Genomic DNA, 19864 nt, shown 5'->3' with positions numbered 1-19864 from the left:
GTCAGGTTCGCCTGGAAAAAACAGAAAAGGGTCTGTGGGTCATGAAACACATTGCAATCGGCGTTTTGGGCGCCGCCGCGTTTGGATTCGCGGCTTCGGCCGCATCCGCGAGCACGCTCGACGACGTCAAGGCGAAAGGCTTCATCCAGTGCGGCACCAACACAGGTCTTGCTGGCTTCGCGGCGCCGGACGACAAGGGTGAATGGAAAGGCATCGATGTGGATTTCTGCCGCGCCGTGGCGGCCGCCGTCTTCGGCGATGGCACCAAAGTCAAATTCACGCCGCTCAGCGCCAAGGAGCGGTTCACCGCGCTGCAGTCGGGCGAGGTCGACATCCTGTCGCGCAACACCACCTGGACCATCAACCGCGATACGGCACTTGGCCTGAACTTCGTCGGCGTCACCTATTATGACGGTCAGGGCTTCATGATCAACGCCAAGAAACTGCCGGGCGTCAATTCGGCGCTGCAGCTTTCGGGCGCGGCGGTCTGCGTGCAGAGCGGCACCACGACCGAGCTCAATCTCGCCGACTACTTCAAGGCGAACAAGATGGAATACAACCCCGTCGTCTTCGAAAAGCTGGATGAGGTCAACGCCGCCTATGACGCCGGCCGCTGCGACGTCTACACCACCGACCAGTCGGGTCTCTACGGCATCCGCCTGACGCTCAGCGCGCCGGCCGACCATGTCGTGCTGCCAGAGATCATCTCCAAGGAACCGCTCGGCCCGGCCGTGCGCCAGGGTGACGACCAGTGGTACCACATCGTCAAGTGGACCTACTTTGCGCTGTTGCAGGCCGAGGAACTGGGCATCACCCAGGCTAATGTCGACGAGATGAAGAACTCGGACAATCCTGAGATCAAGCGCGTGCTCGGCCAGGAAGCCGACACCAAGATCGGCACCGATCTCGGCGTCTCCAACGACTGGGTCGTCAACATCGTCAAAGCAGTTGGCAACTACGGCGAAATGTTCGAACGCAATGTCGGTTCGGGCAGCCCGCTGAAGATCGCGCGCGGCATCAACGCGTTGTGGACCAAGGGTGGCCTGCAATACGCTCCGCCGATCCGCTGATCGAAATGTGATCCGGAAGACAGCTTCCTGCCTTCCGGTTTCTCTTTCCAGGGGATGGTCGCCAGAAGGGTGGTGGTTTAATGGCATCGCAGGAAATTCTTCGCGAGGAGCCAAGCCGCGGTTCCTTCATCAATGATCCTCGCGTCCGCGGCATATTCTTTCAAGCACTGGTCCTCGTCCTGCTGGTAGCGGGTGTCTGGTGGGTCACCCACAACGTCATCGCCAATTTGACGCGGCTGCACATCGCTTCCGGCTTCGGCTTTCTCAAGGGCCGCGCCGGCTTCGACATCAGCGAAAGCGCCATCGCTTATTCATCGGATTCGACCTATTTCCGTGCCATCCTGGTTGGCTTTATCAACACCGTGATCGTTGCTGTCGTCGGCATCATCACCGCCACCATCATCGGTTTCATCGTCGGCATAGGCCGGCTGTCGCATAACTGGCTGATCAGGAAGATCTGCACCGTTTATGTCGAGGTGTTCCGCAACATCCCACCGCTGCTGGTCATCTTCTTCTGGTATTCCGGCGTGCTCGCCGTGCTGCCGCCGCCGCGCGACAGCATCAATTTGCCGTTCGGCTCCTTTCTCAACCAGCGCGGCTTCTATTTTCCCCGCGCTATGTGGGGCGAGGGATCCTGGCTGATCCTGGTCGCACTGCTCCTCGGCATCGCCATGGCCTGGTTCGTCGCCCGCAAGGCGCGACAGCGGCAGATGGCGACGGGGCAGCCATTCCCGGTGTTCTGGACATCCATAGCGTTGATCGTCGGCCTGCCGCTGCTGGCCTACGCGCTGAGCGGCTTTCCGCTGAGCTTTGAATTTCCAAAGCAGTCGACCTTCAATCTCGTCGGTGGCTTTCAGGTCAGGCCCGAGTTCCTGTCACTCTATCTGGCGTTGTCGTGCTATACGGCCGCCTTTATCGCCGAGATCGTGCGCGCCGGCATCAGGGGCGTCAGCGCAGGCCAGACCGAGGCGGCCGCTGCACTCGGGCTGCGCTCGGGATCGATCCTCAGGCTTGTCGTCGTGCCGCAGGCGATGCGCATCGTTATTCCGCCGCTGACCAGCCAGTATCTCAACCTGACCAAGAATTCCTCACTCGCCATCGCCATCGGCTATCCGGACCTGACGGCGACGGCCGGCACGGTCTTGAACCAGACCGGGCAGGCAGTCGAAGGCGTGGTGATCATGATGGCGGTGTACCTGGCGCTCAGCCTGATCACGTCGGCGGTTATGAACGTGGTGAACGCCAGGATGGCGCTGGTGGAGAGATAAGGCCATGCAAGAGCACGATATGTCCTGGGTGCGGACGGAGATGGCGCTGGCGCAGCCGGCGCCGTCGAGCGAGCGCGGCCTCGGCGCCTGGGTCCGCAAGAATCTGATCGCGTCGACCGGCGACACCATCCTGACCATCATCGGCATCGTGCTGGTTGCCATGATCCTGCCGCAGATCGTCAATTGGGCTTTCATCAACGCCCAGTGGACGGGACCGGACCGCACGGTCTGCGCCACCGTGGCGCAGGGCGGCATCCAGCCGGACGGCTGGACCGGCGCCTGCTGGGCCTTTGTCAACGCCAAGTTCGGCCAGTTCATGTTCGGCCGCTATCCCCTGGAAGAGCGTTGGCGCCCGATCCTGGTCGCCATCCTGTTCGTGGCGCTGCTGGTGCCACTGCTCATTCCGCGCGTACCGCGCAAGGGGCTGAATGCCATTCTTCTCTTTTTTGCACTGCCGGTCGTCGCCTTCGTTCTGCTGCTCGGCGGCATGTTCGGCCTGCCCTATGTCGAAACCCCGCTTTGGGGTGGACTGCTGGTGACACTCAGCCTGTCCTTCGTGGGCATCGCTGTGTCGCTTCCGGTCGGCATCGTGCTGGCGCTCGGCCGGCGCTCGAACATGCCGATCGTCAAGCTGCTGTGCGTGATCTTCATCGAGACGGTACGCGGCATCCCGCTGATTACGGTGCTGTTCTTTGCCAGCGTGATGCTGCCGCTGTTCCTGCCGGCCGGCGTCAGCTTCGACAAGTTCCTGCGCGCGCTGATCGGCGTGTCGCTGTTTGCCGCCGCCTACATGGCCGAAGTGGTGCGCGGCGGCCTGCAGGCGATCCCCAAAGGCCAGTATGAGGGCGCCGATTCGCTCGGCCTCAGCTACTGGCAGAAGATGGGTCTGGTCGTCATGCCGCAGGCGCTGAAGCTGGTCATTCCCGGCATCGTCAACACCTTCATCGGCATGTTCAAGGACACCAGCCTGGTCATCGTCATCTCGATGTTCGACCTCCTCGGCATCGTCAAGCAGAACTTCTCCGACGCCAGCTGGGCAACGCCGCAGACGGCCAGGTCCGGCCTGGTGTTCGCGGCCTTCATCTTCTGGCTGTTCTGCTTCGGCATGTCGCGCTATTCAATGTACACGGAACGCCGTCTCGACACCGGCCACAAACGCTAAAAAGGGGACCTTGTCATGGCCATAGAAAACGCCGTCAGCGCGGAAGAGATCAAGGTCAATGCCGCCAAGATGCATATTTCCACCACCGATGTCGCCATCGACATCATCGCCATGCACAAATGGTACGGCGAATTCCATGTGCTGAAAGACATCAATCTGAAGGTGATGCGCGGCGAGCGCATCGTCATCTGCGGCCCGTCGGGCTCCGGCAAATCGACGATGATCCGCTGCATCAACCGGCTGGAGGAACACCAGAAGGGCAAGATCATAGTCGACGGCAAGGAACTGACCAACGATCTGAAGAAGATCGACGAGGTGCGCCGCGAAGTCGGCATGGTGTTCCAGCACTTCAACCTGTTTCCGCATCTGACCATCCTCGGGAATTGCACGCTGGCGCCGATCTGGGTGCGCAAGATGCCGCGGAAGCAGGCCGAGGAAATCGCCATGCATTTCCTCACGCGCGTCAAGATCCCGGAACAGGCCAACAAATATCCCGGTCAGCTTTCCGGCGGCCAGCAACAGCGCGTGGCGATCGCCCGCTCGCTGTGCATGAACCCGCGTATCATGCTGTTCGACGAGCCGACCTCGGCGCTCGACCCGGAAATGATCAAGGAAGTGCTGGAGACGATGGTCGGGCTGGCCGAGGAAGGCATGACCATGCTCTGCGTCACCCATGAAATGGGCTTTGCGCGCAAAGTCGCCAACCGGGTGATCTTCATGGACCAAGGCCAGATCGTCGAGCAGAACACGCCGGCCGAGTTCTTCGACCACCCGCGCCACGAACGCACGAAACTGTTCCTGTCGCAGATCCTGCACTGATCCTGTACGCCGGTTCGTGACAAGGCCGGCGGACCGGGCTCGCTGCCTTGCTCAGGGCCTTACGCGTATTCGACGAGCGCTGACCGTGCGCGGCGCGAGAAGATAGCAAGCGTGCTTCAGGCCGCTCGAGTGGTCACCTTGCAACCTGGTAACTAAGGCCGGCACGGATCATAAGCGCGCCGGCTGCGTTCATTGCCATTAGGAGTTGTATAACAAGCCGCGTGGGCGCGTGCGGCGGCAGGTTAAGGGCTCATCCTGATGCTCATCCAACCGATCGACTATTTCCTCGTCGTCTGGTTCGCGCTGGCGCTGGCTTCGACGCTTTATGTCGGCTTCGACCAATATCGCAACAACCCCGAGCCGGTGGTGATGAAATGGGGCTTCATCCTGGTTACCCTCTACATGGGTCCGCTCGGCCTGCTACTCTACGTGCTCGCCGACAAGGAGCCCCGGCCGGGCGAGCATGAACTCTTCACTCAGCCGCTCTGGAAGCAGGGCGTCGGCTCCACCATCCACTGCGTCGCCGGCGATGCCACCGGCATCATTCTTGCCGCCGCCGTCACGGCGGCGCTCGGCCTGCCGATGTGGATCGACCTGATCGTCGAATATCTCGCCGGCTTTGCCTTCGGCCTGTTCATCTTCCAGTCGCTGTTCATGAAATCGATGATGGGCGGCACCTATTGGGAGAACGTGCGCAAGAGCTTCCTGCCCGAATTCATCTCGATGAACTTCATGATGGCCGGCATGGCGCCGGTCATGAGTTTTCTGATGATGGGCCGCGACATGCGCGCAATGGAACCGACGGAGCTCTTATTCTGGGGCGTGATGTCGATCGGCGTCATCGCCGGTTTTGCGCTTGCCTACCCGGCCAACGTCTGGCTGGTCGCCCGGGGGCTGAAGCACGGGTTGATGACGCAGCGCGCGCAGGCAGCCGGCATCAATGGTCGGCAGCAGCCTGCCACGAGGCAACACGCGCAGATGCAAATGCAGCAGGCCGACGCCAGCGGCCATCACAGGCAGCACCACGATATGGCTTCCCACAAAGGCAAAGGCGGCGCCGGTCATCACATGGAGACGGATGCCACGACCCCGCAAGTCGCCGCCCTCAGCATGGTCTCCCTGCTGGCCCTCGCCATCGGCATGATCGCGCCGGCGAACTGGCTGAACCTAACCTTGTCGGCGCGCGATGTCGGCGGGGTGATCATGCCGCAAGGCATGATCATGGACCGCGACACGCCGGCCGACGCGATGCGCGACATGGCCGCCACCGATCCTCGCCTTGTGGCCGCCTCTTATGATCTGACGGCAAAGGGTGACCAGGACCTGCCTTTTCGAATGGAGAACGGCATCAAGGTGTTCGAGCTCAGGCCTTCGGTGGTCCGCTGGCAAATCCTGCCTAACGTTGCGGTCGACGCCTATGCCTATAATGGCCAGATTCCCGGCCCGCGAATTCATATTCGCCAGGGCGACCGGATCAGGATCAACGTCACCAACGGCCTGCCTGAGGAAACGACGGTGCATTGGCATGGCCTGATCCTGCCGAACCAGATGGATGGGCCAGCCGAAATCACGCAGGCGCCGATCGAGCCCGGCCAATCCTATTCATACGAATTCACCGCAACCCAGCACGGAACCTATTTCTACCACCCCCACGCCAAGCCGGACCGGACCCAGGCGCTCGGCCTCTACGGTGCGCTGATCATCGATCCCGCCAATCCCGCCGATGAGGTCGCGGCCGACCATGATTACGTCATCGAGCTTCAGGAATGGCTGGTGCGGGAAGGGCTGACGTACCCGTCGATGCCGATGGACGGCGGCATGCCGAATTTCTTCACCATCAACGGCAAGGCCTATCCCTCGACCGAGACGATCCCGATGAAGGTCGGCGAGACGCTCAAGGTGCGGTTCATCGGCACCAATAACGGCTTCATCCATCCGATGCATATCCATGGCGGACCGTTCGAGGTCGTTGCCCGCGACGGCGAGACGATCCCTGCCTCGGGTCGTTTCCTTGCCGATACGGTCAATGTCGGGCCGGGTCAGCGCTACGACGTGATCTGGAAGGCGCAGCGTCCGGGCAAATGGCTGATCCATTGCCACATCCCGCATCACACCACGAACAACAATGTCGAGGAGAAGGGCGGCGGCGGGCTGATGGTCGTGATCGATGTGACATGACCGGCGTCGGCTTGGCTCGTTCCAACCGCTGCACCGGCCCGGACGCCATGCAGTGGCTGAAACCATGTTTTCTCTTAAGCTGATGTGATCTGCCAGACAGCGACGCCGGCAAGGGCGAGACCGGCAGCGCCCTCGATGGCCCGGGAGATGGTTTCGAACAGCCGTGGCTGGCGCGCGAAAAACTGTACAAGCCGTTCCCGAAACACGATCGACAATACCGCGACGCAGGACAGCGTCAGCGCCACGCCGACCATCACGGTGATGGCAAACAGGACGCCCGCTGCCGGAACACCCCTGGAGATCGCGAAAGTCATCGCGAAAAGCGTCAGCGGGCAGGGGATCAGGCCTGCCATCACGCCGACAGCCTCGCCTTCGTGCCTGTGGTGATGGCTGTGGCTCAAAGCGCGCCAGAGCATCCAGACGCCAATGAGGCCGAGCAGCCCACGACTGATATGCTCCAGGAGCGGAGCGCGGCCAACGCTGCCCAATGCTATGGAGACCAGTGGCAGCGAGAGAGCCGCAATCAGAACGGCAATCGTCACATGCGTGAACGATAGCGTGATAGACACGAGCAGGCCGCGCGAGACCTTCGCATCCGAACCGGCAAGATAGGTCGCCAGGACCGCCTTGCTATGACCCGGCGTCAGCGCATGGGCAGCCCCGAACACGACGCCCATCGGCAGGAAGGCCATGAATGCCAGCCAATTGCCTCCGGCCGCAAGCAGCTTGATCTGCTCGCCGAGCGTCAGATAGATCGTGCGCTGAAATTCGACGAGCGTCTGGAACATCGGACGAGACTAGCAGAAAATCGGCGAGCGTCAGTGCATGTGGCCGTGGTCATGCGTGTGCTCGTGAGGGTGCGGATGGTCGTTCTCTCCACGTTCCGTTGAAAACCGGACATTCGCCTCAGCCAGGGCTGGCATATGCTGGGACAGTTCGTCTTTCAGCGCTGCCGCGATCTTGTTCGCCGCCGACAGCGGTAAGGTTTCGTCCGCGGCAATTGCGATGTCGGCGTGCAATCTATGACCGACCCAGCGCGCCTTAGCATCGACAATATGCGCGCCCGCAACATGCTCGGCGGCATGTCGGATTTCATCCATCACACCGGGTTCGATTCCGTCCAGCATGCGGGTCAGCACCGAACGGGCCGATTGCCACACGATACCGAAGATCGCAATCGTGATCAGCAGGCCGACGATCGGGTCGGCCAAGGAAAAGCCGAGCCAGACGCCGATGGCTCCGATGACCACGGCAAGGCTGGTAAGTCCGTCGGTGCGGGCGTGGTAGCCGTCGGCAATGAGTGCCGCGCTGTTGATTTCGCGGCCGACGCGGATACGGAACACGGCAACCGCCTCGTTGCCGAGGAAGCCGACAATGCCCGCCGCCGTCAGCCAGCCGAGGTGTGTCACTACTTGTGGATTGATCAGCCTGTCGATGGCTTGGTAGGCGGCGACAACAGCGCTGAACAGGATGATGAGCACGATGATGATGCCGGCCAGATCCTCGACCCGGCCCAAGCCATAGGTAAAGGTCCGCGACGGCTTGCGCCGCGCCAGCACGAACGCAATCCATAGCGGGATCGCCGTTGTCGCATCGCCGATGTTATGGATCGTGTCGGCCAGCAATGCCACGCTCCCCGACAGCACAACCACGACCATCTGCAACGCCGCGGTGATGGCCAGGATTACGAACGACCATTTGATTGCCCAGATGCCCCGGTCGGTGGTAGCAATTGTCGCATCGATGACGCCGTGGGTGTGACCGTGCGAACCGTGATCGCCGTGATGATGTGCGGCGTGCGAGCCGAACCCGAGCCAGTCCAGAATGCGGGCTACGATGGCATTCATAGATACTTCGCCAGCTGCTTGAGTTCCGCCAGCGAGTTGCCGCCGGTTTCCACGCTGTCCGTGAGGCAATGCTCGATGTGATCGTTGATCAGCTCGCGCTTGGCGCTGCTGATGGCCCTTTCGACGGCATGAAGCTGCTGCGCCAGATCAACGCAAGGGCGATGCGCCTCGATCATGGCCAGCACCGCCGCAAGGTGGCCTTGCGCGCGCTTCAGGCGCTTTACGATGGAAGGATGTGAGGCGTGGAGGTGATCTGACATGCCTCCAGCATATCCTCCCGGGGAGGATACGGGTCAAGCTCTAAGTCAGCTGTGCAATTTCCGGAGAGGCTTCACCTTGAACATTGCTTGGTCTATGCCTTCCCCATGAAGAAGCTTGCCCGTTTTCTTGGCCTGCTGGTCGTTACAGCAGTCCTTGCGGTGGCGCTGGGCACGCTGCTGCCGCGCCCGCTCTGGCCGGCGGCCGCTGCCGATCCGATCGGCGCAAGCCACCGCATCCTGGTGCTGAAAAACCCGATCCACACCGACATCGCCATCCCGGTCGACGACGACGTGCGCCGGCGCTTCCACTTCCTGGTCGATGCCGGCATTCCGGCCGACATGGCGGAGGTCCGCTACATCGTCTTCGGCTGGGGAGGCCGCGCCTTCTATCTCGAGACGCCGACCTGGTCGGAACTGAAGGCAGTGCCGGTGATGAAGGCGCTGACCGTCGATGCTTCGGTGATGCATGTCGACATTTCAGGCGAAATCGCCGAGCCGCATCCCGACGTCGCCGGCTTCGACGTAAGTGAGGAACGCTTTGCGGCGCTGCTCGATTTCATTGCAGCAAGCTTCCAGCGGGGGCCGAACGGGGCCATTCCGATCGAGAACGCGGCCTATTCCCGCTTCGATCGTTTCTTCGAAGCCAATGGCCATTTCAACGCGCTGATCGGCTGCAACACCTGGACGGCGGCGGCACTGCGCACGGCCGGGCTGCGCACCGGCTGGTGGAACCCGCTGCCAGCCTCGCTCGGCCTGTCGATGCGGCTTCACAATTGAAGAGGGTTCCGGCTGATCAACGCCGCGATCCTTCGAGCCCTCCTTTCGCCAATCTCTAACGTTGCAGGACCTAGCAAGGCGCCGAAACTGCCAATCTCCCTCCTTGTGGGGGAGATGTCCGGCAGGACAGAGGGGGGCGCTGTCCCGCCGGCCTATCGAGCTTTTTATCGCCGATCCCCAGACTCGCGCGCCCGCTAGCCATAAAGCCAATCAAGATCGGCGGCGAGCTTTTCGGGTGAGCGCATCGCCAGGAACAGGTTGCGGGCCATCGCCACCGGCCCGGCCGCGTGCCAGGCGAGGCGGTTGACCGCGCCGCGGCGGGCGACCTGGGCGACGCGCGGCCGCCGCGCCTGTTCCCAAGCGGCAAGCGCGCCGCTGAGATCGGCAGGCGAGGTGGCAACGAAGCCGGCAAGCGTCGCCGCGTCCTCGATCGCCATCGCCGCGCCCTGTGCGGCAAAGGGCGTCATCGCATGCGCCGCATCTCCGATCAGCGCGACGCCTTCCGGTGTCGTCCACCGCCGCTGCTCGACGGTGTGGATCGGCCATGCCGTCCACGGCGCCGCCTCGCTCGCCAGACGGACCAGCGCCGGCGCGGTACCGCGCATGGCGCTGACGAGGATGGCGGGGTTGGCATGCCCCGACCAGCCCTCGGCGATGCGCTCGCCCCTGGTGAAGGCGGCGAGGTTGAAGGCAGTGCCACGGCTGACCGGATAGGCGACCATATGGAAGCCGGGATAGAGGAATGCGGTAACGCAATCGGGCGCACCGATCGCTGCAAAGGCTTGGCCAGCAGGGCTGTCGGCACCGACGGTGGCGCGCCACGCCAGCTCACCTGAAAACCGGCTACTACCGAATTCGGCCGCTTTGCGGGCCAGTTGTTCTCGCACCGACGACCAGACGCCATCCGCGCCGATCAGCAGACAGCCAGCCTCGACCGTTTCGCCATCAGCCGATGCAGTGACGGCAACAGCTTTCGGTCCGGCTGCGATGTCGGTCACCCGCGCGCCAGCGACCAGTTCGATCCCGGGCTGCTCCGAAACCCGCTGCATCAGCGCTGACTGCAGATCGGCGCGGTGGGCGACGAGATAGGGTGCCCCCCAGCGCGTTTCGGCGGCCGGGCCAAGCGGTACGCGCGCCAGCTCGCCCAGCGTGGCGGCATCCTTGAGCACAACCGCCTCCGGCCGCACCGCCGTCGGCAGCAGCCGATCGAGTACGCCGAGTTGTCGAAGAATGCGTGTCGCGTTGGGCGACAACTGGATGCCGGCGCCGGCAGCCTCGAGGTGCTGCGCCTGTTCGAACAGTTTTATCCGATAGCCGCGCTCGGCGAAGGCCAGTGCCGCGGTCAGCCCGGCAACGCCCGCCCCGGCGATGACGACCTGCCGGGACTGCGTTTCCTGCATCAGGCTTGTCGCAGGAGAATCAGGCGGCCTGGTCGATATAAAGGCAGCCCGGCGGCACCGTTTCCAATGCCTTCAGCTTCGGCGAATAGCGATAGAGCGTCGAGCAGTAGGGGCAGACCTTTTCATTGTCGTCGCCCATGTCGAGAAATACATGCGGATGGTCGAAAGGCGGATTGGCGCCGGTGCACATGAATTCCTTGACGCCGATGTCGATTGCCGGATAGCCCGCATCGTTCTGGAAATGGGGAATGGAACCGCCTGCCATCGTCGTCTCCTGATCTTGTCGATTGCATCTGGATCATAACCCGTCTCTTTGCAAGATCGATGAAATGAAACTGTCGCAAAAGCCTGTCAGAGGATAAGTTAAGCCGGTTAACACCGTAATCCGCGGACGGGTGTGAGAAGAGCAGGAACTATGAACGAACTGAAGCCGGTCCAGAACGAATTCATCACCATCGAGGCTGCGAGCCGCGAAGGCGGCAATCCTGACCGCTTCGTCAACCGCGAGTTTTCCTGGCTGCAATTCAATCGGCGCGTGCTCGAGGAATCGCTGAACGCCAATCATCCGCTGCTCGAGCGCGTTCGCTTCCTGTCGATATCGGCGGCCAATCTCGACGAGTTCTTCATGGTCCGCGTCGCCGGTCTTGCCGGCCAGGTGCGCGAGGGCATCGTGCTGAAGAGCCCGGACGGGCGCACCCCCGAGCAGCAGCTCGAACAGCTGTTGCGCGAGGTCGAGCGCCTGCAGGAGGACCAGCAGAACAGCCTTTCGGCGCTGATGCTGCAGCTCAACAAGGAAGGCATCGAGAGCATCACCCGCGATGCGCTGACCAAGGACGAGAAGACCTGGCTCGAGGACCATTTCCAGGAGCAGGTGTTTCCGGTCCTGACGCCGCTGTCGATCGACCCAGCGCATCCGTTTCCGTTCATTCCCAATCTCGGTTTCTCGATGGCGCTGCAATTGCGCCACCGCAAGAACGGCGAGGAAATGAGCGCGCTTTTGCGCCTGCCGGTAGCGCTGAGGCGCTTCATCCGCTTGCCGGATCGCAAGCATCACGTCCGCTTCGTTCCGCTCGAAGAGGCGGTCAGTCTCTACATCGGCAAGCTGTTCCCCGGCTACGAGGTCAAGGGCTCCGGCACGTTCCGCATCATCCGCGACAGCGATATCGAGGTCGAGGAAGAATCCGAAGATCTGGTGCGGCTGTTCGAGACGGCGCTGAAGCGTCGCCGCCGCGGCTCGGTCATCCGGATCGAGTTCGACAGGCTGATGCCGTCCGAATTGCGCGACTTCGTCGCCGGCGAGCTTGGCGTCTCGGCCAGCCGCATCAGCGTGCTTACCGGGCCGCTGGCGCTTAGCCAGATCTCGGAGATCGTCGCCGTCGCTCGCGACGATCTGAAGTTCACGCCCTACAATCCGCGCTTCCCGGAGCGCATCCGCGAGCATGGTGGCGATTGCTTTGCCGCCATCCGCGAGAAGGACATCATCGTCCACCACCCCTACGAATCCTTCGACGTGGTGGTGCAGTTCCTGCGCCAGGCGATGGCCGATCAGGAAGTGGTGGCGATCAAGCAGACGCTCTACCGCACCTCCAACGACAGCCCGATCGTGCGGGCTTTGGTCGACGCCGCCGAGGCCGGCAAGTCGGTGACGGCGCTGGTCGAGCTCAAGGCGCGCTTCGACGAGGAGGCCAACATCCGCTGGGCGCGCGACCTCGAGCGCGCCGGAGTCCAGGTCGTCTTCGGCTTTCTCGAGCTGAAGACCCACGCGAAAATGTCGCTGGTGGTGCGGCGCGAGGATGGCAGGCTACGCAATTACGTGCATCTCGGCACCGGCAATTACCACCCGGTCACCGCGCGCATCTACACCGACCTGTCCTTCTTCACCACCGATCCGACGATCGCGCGCGATGTCGCGCAATTGTTCAATTTCATCACCGGCTATGCCGAGCCGGCCGAGCAGATGCGGCTGGCCATATCGCCGTTCACGCTGCGCAACCGCATCCTCAAGCATATTTCGGACGAGATCGGCCACGCGCTGGATGGCAGGCCGGCTCGCATCTGGATGAAGATGAATGCGCTGGTCGATCCGATCATCATCGATGCGCTCTACGATGCCAGCCGCGCCGGCGTCGAGATCGATCTCGTCGTGCGCGGCATCTGCTGCCTGAGACCGCAGGTGCCGGGCCTGTCGGAGAACATAAGGGTGAAGTCGATCGTCGGCCGCTTCCTCGAGCACAGCCGCATCTATTGCTTCGGCAACGGCCACGGCCTGCCCTCGGACGGGGCGATCGTCTACATCTCCTCGGCCGATTTGATGCCGCGCAATCTCGACCGCCGGGTCGAGACCATGGTGCCGATCACCAATCCAACTGTGCATGAACAGGTGCTCGGCCAGATCATGCTCGGCAACATCATGGACAACCAGCAAAGTTTCGACGTATTGGCTGACGGAACCTCCCGGCGCGTTGTGCTGGAGGAGGGCGAGGAACCGTTCAACGCGCAGGAATATTTCATGACCAATCCGAGCCTGTCCGGACGGGGCGATGCGTTGAAGTCGCATGCGCCCAAGCGCATCGCGCAGTTCAAGCGCCGCAAGAAACAGAACGCAGCGACGGGCTGATGATTTCAGCGTCCCAGGGCCGGCTTCAGGACCGCCGACCGCTGTCCATCATCGATATCGGGTCGAACTCGATCCGTCTTGTCATCTATGAAGGGCTGGCGCGCTCGCCGACCTTGCTGTTCAACGAAAAGATGCTCGCCGGCCTCGGCCGCGGCATCGTTTCGACCGGAAAGCTCGATCCCGAGGCGGTGACGCGCTCGATGGAAGAGTTCCGCCGTTTCCGCGCGCTCTCCGACCAGGCCGGCGCCGAGCGCATGTATGTGTTGGCGACCGCCGCCGCCCGTGAGGCGGTCAACGGCCCCGACTTCATCCACCGCGCCGAGGATGTACTCAAGACCGAGATCCAGGTGCTGAGCGGCCGCGAGGAAGCCCATTATTCGGCGCTCGGCGTCATCTCCGGTTTCCACCCGGCCAACGGCATCGCCGGCGATCTTGGCGGCGGCAGCCTCGAACTGATCGATATCGACGGCGAGGCGATCGGTGACGGCATCACCCTGCCGTTGGGCGGCTTGCGCCTGCAGGACATGGCGAAGAACTCGCTGACCCAGGCGGCAAAGATCACGCGCGAGCAACTGGCGCGGGCGAAATTGCTGAAGGGCGGGCAGGGCAGGGCGTTCTACACGGTCGGCGGCACCTGGCGAAATCTCGCCCGGCTACACATGGAAATGACCAACTACCCGCTAGGCGTCATGCACCATTACGAGATCGGCATCGAAAGCGCCGCGAACTTCCTCCGGCAGGTTGCTAAGGCCGAGATCGACAAGATCAAAGGCATCGAGGGCATCTCCAAGAACCGCCGGTCGCTGCTGCCCTATGGCGCCATCGTGCTGCAGGAGATCATGGCGGCGATGCAGCCGTCGAAGATCATCGTGTCGGCGCTGGGCGTGCGCGAGGGCTTTCTCTATTCGCTGCTCGACAAGGCCGAGCAGAAAGCCGATCCGCTGATCTCGGCGGCGGAAGAGCTTGCCCGCCTGCGCTCGCGCTCGGTCGACCACGCGCATGAGCTTGTCGAGTGGACCGGCAAGGCGTTCGCCGCCTTCGGCATCGACGAGACCAGGGATGAGGCGCGCTACCGCCACGCCGCCTGCCTGCTCGCCGATATCGGCTGGCGTGCCCATCCCGAATATCGCGGCAAGCAATCGCTCAACATCATCGCCCACGCCTCCTTCATCGGCGTCGATCATCCCGGCCGCGCCTTCCTGGCGCTTGTCAGCCTGTTTCGCCACGAGGGCGTGTTCAATGAAGCCGCTCCGGAAATCCGCGGACTGGCGACACCGCGCTATCTCGAACGGGCCCGCGTGCTGGCGGCGCTGCTGCGCGTCGTCTATCTCCTGACGGCGGCAATGCCCGGCGTCATGTCGCGACTGAAATGGGAAAACCGCGGCAATGGCGTGCTGGCGCTGGTGCTGCCGGCAGCGCTGGCCGATCTTTACGGCGAGCGGCCCGCCGGCCGGCTGGCACAACTGGCAAGGGTCACCAACCGTCGGCTGGTGCTGGCGGTCGAGGGCGGGCCTAGCGTTTCAGTGAAGTAGTTTCAGGCACGACGCCAATTGCATGTGGCAATTCGCTGCGAGCTCCACGCTTGGGAGAAGATCGTGAAATCCAGTCAAATCCTGCTGCTGCTTTCCATCCTGCCATTGTTGATTTTCGACGCGGCCAGAGCTCAGACGGTTTCCAAGGTTTCCGTTGCTGCAAAAGGCGCGTTTGAGTTTGACAAGAGTTATCCAAAAGCCGCAGACGGAAAAACACTGTTCAATTTGCTCACAGGTTTTCTAAAACCTAAAAGCGGGCAAAAGATAAACTATTTTGTATTTAGAATAAGCGACGAAATGATCAAATTTCAAAGATCGATTTCGATGAACACGTTTTATGCGGACGTTAATCTCTGTCCTGGCGCTGTCGATCGAACCGTGTCCGTTCATCAGCCCCTCGGCAACTTTCTTGAGCCTGTCGCGGGCCGAATCGACCTGTTGCCATACGTTAAGAGGGCAAGCCTGATCCAACTGCGCAACTACCTGTATGTCGCGATTGACAGCAATCTTCGGAGCTACTCCCCCAAGGGGGCAGATCAATATGGATATGAATGGTTGCCGATCGCGGTACAAAGCAGACAGGTTTGCCTGACCATCAGCGTCGGCCGAATGGGGCATGGGGGCTTCCTCTCTCAGCCCATAAACATAACCAGGCTTGCGGAGTTCGTCTTTCTCGACAGCAAATGAGCCGAGCCGGGCGGCAGCTTAGCCAGTCCCTGCAGCCATCCGGCCGTCGGCCGACCATGCACCCGCGCCAGCCATCGCCAGCGCCAGAAAACCGCCTGATATCGCGATGTCCTTCATCAGCATCTGCGAATGCATGAAGGTCAGCGTCGGATCGCCGCCGCCCTGGCCATAGTGGCCGATGAACGCTGTCGCGACGCAAAAGGCGGCGAGCAGCAGCGCCACGATCGGCGTCTTGAAGCCGACGAGGATGAGCAGCCCGGCGATCAGTTCGAACAGCCCGGTGCCCCAGGCAGCCAGCGTCGGCAGCGGCAGGCCAAGGCCGGCGAAATAGCCGGTCGTGCCGGCAATGTCGGTCAGCGCGTGGAAGCCGGACGGCACGAACAGTGCGGCGAACAGCAGTCGGGAAAGCAAAAGCAGCGCATTGCGGGGCATGGTAACCTCCGTTGTCGGCCGGGTGGCCAAGAGCCCGATCCTAGCAGAATTCCGGTCAGCGGACCGACAGGCACAAACGACAACGAAAAAGGGGCGCGGAAAATTCCGCGCCCCTTTTGTTCAGGAAATGCTGGACTGCTTCAGCCGCGCTTGGCGTCGATCGAATACGCGCCTGGGCCCGAGGAGGCGAGCACGAGGAAGCCGCCGGCAATGCCGAGGTTCTTCATGAAATTGATCATCTGCATCTGATCGGCCCAGCCGGTGTGGGCGACCAGCGCGGTGGCGACGGTGAAAATCGCCATTACCCAGCCGACGATCCGGGTCTGGAAGCCGACGAGGATGGCCAGGCCGCCAAGCAGTTCGATAAGGCCGACGACAATGGCGGTCACCATCGGCAGCGGCAGGCCAAGGCTGCCGAAATAGCCGGCGGTGCCGGCAATCGCCGTCAGCTTGCCGAAACCCGAAAGCAGGAAGATGACCGAAAGCAGGATGCGGCCGAGCAGGATCGTGCCCGAGGCGCCGGCGGCGGTGCCGGAACCGGCAAACGAAGTATTGGCGGACGTGTTGGTGGACATGCGTAACTCTCCAGAAGGATTTGGCCAAACGGCTTGGGATACCCGTCTAGTTAGCGCAGGCCGACTGTTCACCAAAGATGCCAGATTGGTTACGGATTGTTCACCAAGGTAACGTTTTCGCGATCAACATGGGTGTTGAGATCCAGGATATCAACGCCCTAGCCTGGATGCGTCATGTCCTCCGGCCGCACCAGCCGCTCATAATCGGCTTCGCTGACCAGCCCGGTGGCCAGCGCTTCCTGGCGCAGCGTGGTGCCGTTCTTGTGCGCCGCCTTGGCGATCTTGGCGGCGTTGTCGTAGCCGATCGTCGGCGCAAGCGCCGTCACCAGCATCAGCGAACGGTCGAGTGCTGCCTTGATGTTGTCTTCGCGGGCCTCGATGCCGACGACGCAATTGTCGGTGAACGACACGGAAGCGTCGGCCAGCAGCTGTACCGATTGCAGGAAACAATAGGCCATCAGCGGATTGTATACGTTGAGCTCGAAATGGCCCTGACTGCCGGCGAAGCTGATCGCCGCATTGTTGCCGAACACCTGCACGCAAACCTGCGTCATCGCCTCGCATTGGGTCGGATTGACCTTGCCTGGCATGATCGAGGAGCCCGGTTCGTTTTCCGGCAGCGACAATTCGCCGAGGCCCGAACGCGGGCCGGAGCCGAGCAGGCGGATGTCGTTGGCGATCTTGAACAGCGCCGCCGCGCAGGCATTGATGGCGCCGTGCGAGAAGACCATGGAATCATGGGCGGCCAGCGCCTCGAACTTGTTCGGCGCGGTGACGAAATCGATGCCGGTGATCGCGGCGATGCGCGCCGCCACCTTTTCGGCAAAACCGACCGGCGCATTGAGGCCGGTGCCGACCGCGGTGCCGCCCTGCGCCAGCTCCTGCAGGCCGGGCAGGGTCATTTCGATGCGCTTGACCGACGAGGCGACCTGCGCCGCGTAGCCGGAGAATTCCTGGCCAAGCGTCAGCGGCGTCGCGTCCTGGGTGTGGGTGCGGCCGATCTTGACGATGTGGGCGAAAGCCCTGGTCTTGGCCTCGAGTGCCGTATGCAAATGTCTTAGCGCCGGTAGCAGGTCGTGAGTGATGCGCTCGGCGCAGGCGATGTGCATGGCCGTCGGATAGGTGTCGTTCGACGACTGGCTCATGTTGACGTGGTCGTTGGGATGCACCGGCTTCTTCGATCCCATGACGCCGCCCAAAAGCTCGATCGCCCGGTTGGAAATCACCTCATTGGCGTTCATGTTGGACTGGGTGCCTGAGCCTGTCTGCCAGACGACCAGCGGGAAATGCTCGTTCAGCTTGCCGTCGATGACCTCCTGCGAGGCCTCGATGATGGCCTTGCCGATCGCCGGATCGAGCCGCTTCAGCTCCATATTGGCCTCCGCTGCCGCCCGCTTGACGATGCCCAGCGCCCGCACGATCGAGGCCGGCTGTTTCTCCCAGCCGATCTTGAAATTGGCCAGCGAACGCTGCGCCTGCGCGCCCCAATAGCGGTCGGCGGCGACCTCGATGGGACCGAACGTGTCGGTTTCGGTTCTGGTCTCTGGCGCGCTCACGAAGTCTCTCCGGGTTGCAAATTTGCAAACGGCGTATCGCGTTGCACAAATGCCTTCAAGCGGAGATTGCGGACGATGGGGATGCAAATCGGTTGAAGCAGCGCCTTTTCCTTCTCCCGCAAGGGGAGAAGGAAGAGCGCGCGCTCCTCACCCCGCCGTGTACCCTCCATCCACTGCAAAGATGCCGCCGCTGGTCCACGCCGCTTCGTCGCTGGCGAGATAGACCGCGATGCCGGCAAGGTCGCTGGTTCGGCCGATGCGGCCGAGCGGGTAGCTGCGCTCGACATAGGCCTTGAGCTCGGCCTGCGCGGCTTCCGGCAGGTTTTCGATCGACCTGCGCCGCATTGCGGTGTCGACCGTGCCGGGCGCGATGGCGTTGACCCTTATGCCGCGCGGCCCGAGCTCGAAGGCGAGCGACTTGGTCAGCGAATTGAGCGCGCCCTTCGACAGCGAATAGAGGCTGGACGGCCGCTTTGGGATCATCTTGTGCGCAAAATAGGACGAGACATTGATGACCGATGCCCCGCCCGGCGCGAGATGCGGCAACAGTCGCTGGGTGAGGAAGAATACCGCCGTGACGTTGAGCGCGAACGATTGCTGGAACTGGTCCTCGCTGACGGTTTCGAACGGCATCAGGAACGCCACGCCGGCATTGTTGACGAGGATATCGAGAGGTGGGCCGCGCCTGACATGCTCGACCACGGCATCGATGCCGGCGCTGGCCGACAGGTCAGCTGACAGCGTTTCGACATTATCCCCGAGCTGCTTGCGGGCGGCGTCGAGTTTTTTGCCGTCGCGGCCGACGATCAGCACGCCAGCGCCTTCGCGCAAGAAAGCCTCGGCGATTGCCAGCCCGATCCCGTCCGAGCCGCCGGTGACCAGTGCCCGTTTGCCGCCTAGTCTCATCCAGCACTCCCGCGCATTGCCGTCTTGTCTGGTAAGGAGAGCAGCGCCGTTGCCGATTGTGGTCAAGCCGCCGGCCTATCTCACAGTATGAACTTCGGCTGTCGGGGCACGATGGTCTATTCGGCAGCGGCTGCATCGCGCCGAACAGCCAGGCGGAGAGCGACAAAATCCTTGACCTGATGAATGGCCTGTTCACGCGTAACGCTGCCTGGCTGCAGGCCAAGCCGCAGCCACAGCCCGTCGATCAGCGTGGTGACGCCGAAAGCGATCTCGTCAGCATCGCGCGCCGGCGTGAGACCGCGCAGGCCGGACAGCAGGTTGGAGCGCATGCGCGCATGGATCACCTTCTGAATGCGGGCAAGCTTTTCGTCGCGCGGCACCTCCGCGCAAAGCGAAAGCCAGGCGTGGCAGAGGGACGGCTGGAAGAGATGCGGCTCGAAATTGCCTTCGATGATGGCATCTATCCGTTGCATTGGGGTGCGCGCCTGCTTCAGCCGCTCGACCACTGCATGACGCAGCACCAGGTTCGACTCGCGCATGGCGTGCTCGAACAGTTCCCGCTTGCTGTTGAAATAATGCAGCACGATGCCCTTCGACGCGCCGGCCTGTGCCGCCACTTTTTCTATGGTGGCGCCAGCTATGCCTTCGCGCTGAAGCACGGCAAAGGCGGCTTGCCGCAGCTCTTTGCGGCGTATGTCGCTGAGGCGCTTGAGTTTCACGGGCCGGATCCATGCATCGAAAACCGACGTTGACATTTTCGTCCGCCGAGATCAAGAAT

The 19864-nt window shown here is 62.4% G+C and carries 19 protein-coding genes; 9 read left to right on the top strand and 10 right to left on the bottom strand.

Annotated elements, in window-relative coordinates; translation table 11 throughout:
- The first annotated feature begins 41 nt into the window (after positions 1-41).
- The 5 genes from NKJ93_RS08580 to NKJ93_RS08560 all read left to right on the top strand — a co-directional run bounded on the left by NKJ93_RS08580 (position 42) and on the right by NKJ93_RS08560 (position 6497).
- Positions 42-1070, top strand: coding sequence for an amino acid ABC transporter substrate-binding protein (locus NKJ93_RS08580; RefSeq protein WP_023719749.1), 1029 nt, complete (start codon positions 42-44; stop codon positions 1068-1070).
- An 80-nt stretch (positions 1071-1150) separates the two neighbouring features.
- Positions 1151-2338 carry an amino acid ABC transporter permease gene (locus NKJ93_RS08575; RefSeq protein ID WP_023719748.1) on the top strand — a complete coding sequence of 396 codons (1188 nt, stop codon included), beginning with the start codon at positions 1151-1153 and terminating at the stop codon, positions 2336-2338.
- Between the two features lie 4 nt (positions 2339-2342).
- A complete protein-coding gene (locus NKJ93_RS08570) occupies positions 2343-3500 on the top strand; it encodes an amino acid ABC transporter permease (RefSeq protein WP_352481769.1) in 1158 nt (385 codons plus the stop codon).
- 69 nt (positions 3501-3569) lie between these two features.
- On the top strand, positions 3570-4319 hold the full coding sequence (locus NKJ93_RS08565) for an amino acid ABC transporter ATP-binding protein (protein ID WP_502904382.1): 750 nt from the start codon (positions 3570-3572) through the stop codon (positions 4317-4319).
- Between the two features lie 258 nt (positions 4320-4577).
- Complete coding sequence (locus NKJ93_RS08560) at positions 4578-6497, top strand: multicopper oxidase domain-containing protein (protein ID WP_352495569.1); 1920 nt, start codon at positions 4578-4580, stop codon at positions 6495-6497.
- Positions 6498-6571: 74 nt separating this feature from the next.
- On the opposite strand, the gene NKJ93_RS08555 is transcribed toward NKJ93_RS08560, so the two are convergent.
- Genes NKJ93_RS08555 through NKJ93_RS08545 form a run of 3 tightly spaced genes read right to left on the bottom strand, consistent with a single transcriptional unit; the run spans position 6572 to position 8604 of the window.
- The gene (locus NKJ93_RS08555) at positions 6572-7285 is read right to left on the bottom strand and encodes a HoxN/HupN/NixA family nickel/cobalt transporter (RefSeq protein WP_352481766.1); all 714 of its coding nucleotides are present in this window, start codon (positions 7283-7285) and stop codon (positions 6572-6574) included.
- 30 nt (positions 7286-7315) lie between these two features.
- Complete coding sequence (locus NKJ93_RS08550) at positions 7316-8344, bottom strand: cation diffusion facilitator family transporter (protein WP_502895887.1); 1029 nt, start codon at positions 8342-8344, stop codon at positions 7316-7318.
- Complete coding sequence (locus NKJ93_RS08545) at positions 8341-8604, bottom strand: metal-sensing transcriptional repressor (protein ID WP_023677629.1); 264 nt, start codon at positions 8602-8604, stop codon at positions 8341-8343. The genes NKJ93_RS08550 and NKJ93_RS08545 overlap by 4 nt, the downstream gene beginning before the upstream one ends.
- A 105-nt stretch (positions 8605-8709) precedes the next feature.
- On the opposite strand from NKJ93_RS08545, the gene NKJ93_RS08540 reads away from it, so the two are divergent.
- The gene (locus tag NKJ93_RS08540) at positions 8710-9381 is read left to right on the top strand and encodes a TIGR02117 family protein (protein WP_352495568.1); all 672 of its coding nucleotides are present in this window, start codon (positions 8710-8712) and stop codon (positions 9379-9381) included.
- A 194-nt stretch (positions 9382-9575) separates the two neighbouring features.
- Here the strand turns inward: NKJ93_RS08540 and NKJ93_RS08535 are convergent, their stop codons facing one another.
- Complete coding sequence (locus NKJ93_RS08535; RefSeq protein ID WP_352495567.1) at positions 9576-10781, bottom strand: FAD-dependent monooxygenase; 1206 nt, start codon at positions 10779-10781, stop codon at positions 9576-9578.
- Positions 10782-10800: 19 nt separating this feature from the next.
- A complete protein-coding gene (locus NKJ93_RS08530; RefSeq protein ID WP_023722726.1) occupies positions 10801-11046 on the bottom strand; it encodes a zinc-finger domain-containing protein in 246 nt (81 codons plus the stop codon).
- Between the two features lie 150 nt (positions 11047-11196).
- Here NKJ93_RS08530 and NKJ93_RS08525 point away from each other — a divergent pair, with 150 nt between their 5' ends.
- The 3 genes from NKJ93_RS08525 (at position 11197) to NKJ93_RS08515 (ending at position 15617) form a co-directional block, all read left to right on the top strand.
- Positions 11197-13398 carry an RNA degradosome polyphosphate kinase gene (locus tag NKJ93_RS08525; protein WP_352495566.1) on the top strand — a complete coding sequence of 734 codons (2202 nt, stop codon included), beginning with the start codon at positions 11197-11199 and terminating at the stop codon, positions 13396-13398.
- Positions 13398-14930 carry an exopolyphosphatase gene (gene ppx, locus NKJ93_RS08520; RefSeq protein WP_352588589.1) on the top strand — a complete coding sequence of 511 codons (1533 nt, stop codon included), beginning with the start codon at positions 13398-13400 and terminating at the stop codon, positions 14928-14930. The genes NKJ93_RS08525 and ppx overlap by 1 nt, the downstream gene beginning before the upstream one ends.
- A 63-nt stretch (positions 14931-14993) precedes the next feature.
- Positions 14994-15617, top strand: a complete 624-nt coding sequence (locus NKJ93_RS08515) for a hypothetical protein (RefSeq protein ID WP_352588586.1) — start codon at positions 14994-14996, stop codon at positions 15615-15617.
- An 18-nt stretch (positions 15618-15635) separates the two neighbouring features.
- Here the strand turns inward: NKJ93_RS08515 and NKJ93_RS08510 are convergent, their stop codons facing one another.
- From NKJ93_RS08510 to betI, 5 genes are all read right to left on the bottom strand, one after another.
- A complete protein-coding gene (locus NKJ93_RS08510; protein WP_352588583.1) occupies positions 15636-16049 on the bottom strand; it encodes a DoxX family protein in 414 nt (137 codons plus the stop codon).
- 140 nt (positions 16050-16189) lie between these two features.
- Complete coding sequence (locus NKJ93_RS08505; protein WP_352501902.1) at positions 16190-16624, bottom strand: DoxX family protein; 435 nt, start codon at positions 16622-16624, stop codon at positions 16190-16192.
- A 158-nt stretch (positions 16625-16782) separates the two neighbouring features.
- The gene (fumC, locus tag NKJ93_RS08500) at positions 16783-18180 is read right to left on the bottom strand and encodes a class II fumarate hydratase (RefSeq protein ID WP_352588580.1); all 1398 of its coding nucleotides are present in this window, start codon (positions 18178-18180) and stop codon (positions 16783-16785) included.
- Between the two features lie 147 nt (positions 18181-18327).
- Positions 18328-19086: an SDR family NAD(P)-dependent oxidoreductase gene (locus NKJ93_RS08495; RefSeq protein WP_352588577.1), complete on the bottom strand. Its 759-nt coding sequence runs from the start codon at positions 19084-19086 to the stop codon at positions 18328-18330.
- A 116-nt stretch (positions 19087-19202) separates the two neighbouring features.
- Positions 19203-19805 (bottom strand): choline-binding transcriptional repressor BetI, encoded by a 603-nt coding sequence (gene betI, locus NKJ93_RS08490; RefSeq protein ID WP_502899034.1) that lies wholly within the window; start codon positions 19803-19805, stop codon positions 19203-19205.
- Positions 19806-19864: the final 59 nt, after the last annotated feature.

It is taken from the genome of Mesorhizobium sp. M0028 (assembly GCF_040323855.1).
In the GTDB taxonomy this organism is placed as follows: Bacteria; Pseudomonadota; Alphaproteobacteria; order Rhizobiales; family Rhizobiaceae; genus Mesorhizobium.
Note: the sequence above shows the minus strand (reverse complement) of the source record. Positions and strands in the feature narration are given on the sequence as shown.

Excerpts from the sequence above, each read along its gene's own strand:
- NKJ93_RS08540 (WP_352495568.1), top strand. The coding sequence starts at position 8,710 with ATGAAGAAGCTTGCCCGTTTTCTTGGCCTGCTGGTCGTTACAGCAGTC.
- NKJ93_RS08575 (WP_023719748.1), top strand. The coding sequence starts at position 1,151 with ATGGCATCGCAGGAAATTCTTCGCGAGGAGCCAAGCCGCGGTTCCTTC.
- NKJ93_RS08545 (WP_023677629.1), bottom strand. The coding sequence starts at position 8,604 with ATGTCAGATCACCTCCACGCCTCACATCCTTCCATCGTAAAGCGCCTG.
- NKJ93_RS08530 (WP_023722726.1), bottom strand. The coding sequence starts at position 11,046 with ATGGCAGGCGGTTCCATTCCCCATTTCCAGAACGATGCGGGCTATCCG.
- NKJ93_RS08525 (WP_352495566.1), top strand. The coding sequence starts at position 11,197 with ATGAACGAACTGAAGCCGGTCCAGAACGAATTCATCACCATCGAGGCT.
- NKJ93_RS08495 (WP_352588577.1), bottom strand. The coding sequence starts at position 19,086 with ATGAGACTAGGCGGCAAACGGGCACTGGTCACCGGCGGCTCGGACGGG.
- NKJ93_RS08560 (WP_352495569.1), top strand. The coding sequence starts at position 4,578 with ATGCTCATCCAACCGATCGACTATTTCCTCGTCGTCTGGTTCGCGCTG.
- NKJ93_RS08580 (WP_023719749.1), top strand. The coding sequence starts at position 42 with ATGAAACACATTGCAATCGGCGTTTTGGGCGCCGCCGCGTTTGGATTC.
- NKJ93_RS08555 (WP_352481766.1), bottom strand. The coding sequence starts at position 7,285 with ATGTTCCAGACGCTCGTCGAATTTCAGCGCACGATCTATCTGACGCTC.
- NKJ93_RS08505 (WP_352501902.1), bottom strand. The coding sequence starts at position 16,624 with ATGTCCACCAACACGTCCGCCAATACTTCGTTTGCCGGTTCCGGCACC.
- NKJ93_RS08550 (WP_502895887.1), bottom strand. The coding sequence starts at position 8,344 with ATGAATGCCATCGTAGCCCGCATTCTGGACTGGCTCGGGTTCGGCTCG.
- NKJ93_RS08535 (WP_352495567.1), bottom strand. The coding sequence starts at position 10,781 with ATGCAGGAAACGCAGTCCCGGCAGGTCGTCATCGCCGGGGCGGGCGTT.
- NKJ93_RS08570 (WP_352481769.1), top strand. The coding sequence starts at position 2,343 with ATGCAAGAGCACGATATGTCCTGGGTGCGGACGGAGATGGCGCTGGCG.
- NKJ93_RS08565 (WP_502904382.1), top strand. The coding sequence starts at position 3,570 with ATGCATATTTCCACCACCGATGTCGCCATCGACATCATCGCCATGCAC.
- ppx (WP_352588589.1), top strand. The coding sequence starts at position 13,398 with ATGATTTCAGCGTCCCAGGGCCGGCTTCAGGACCGCCGACCGCTGTCC.
- NKJ93_RS08510 (WP_352588583.1), bottom strand. The coding sequence starts at position 16,049 with ATGCCCCGCAATGCGCTGCTTTTGCTTTCCCGACTGCTGTTCGCCGCA.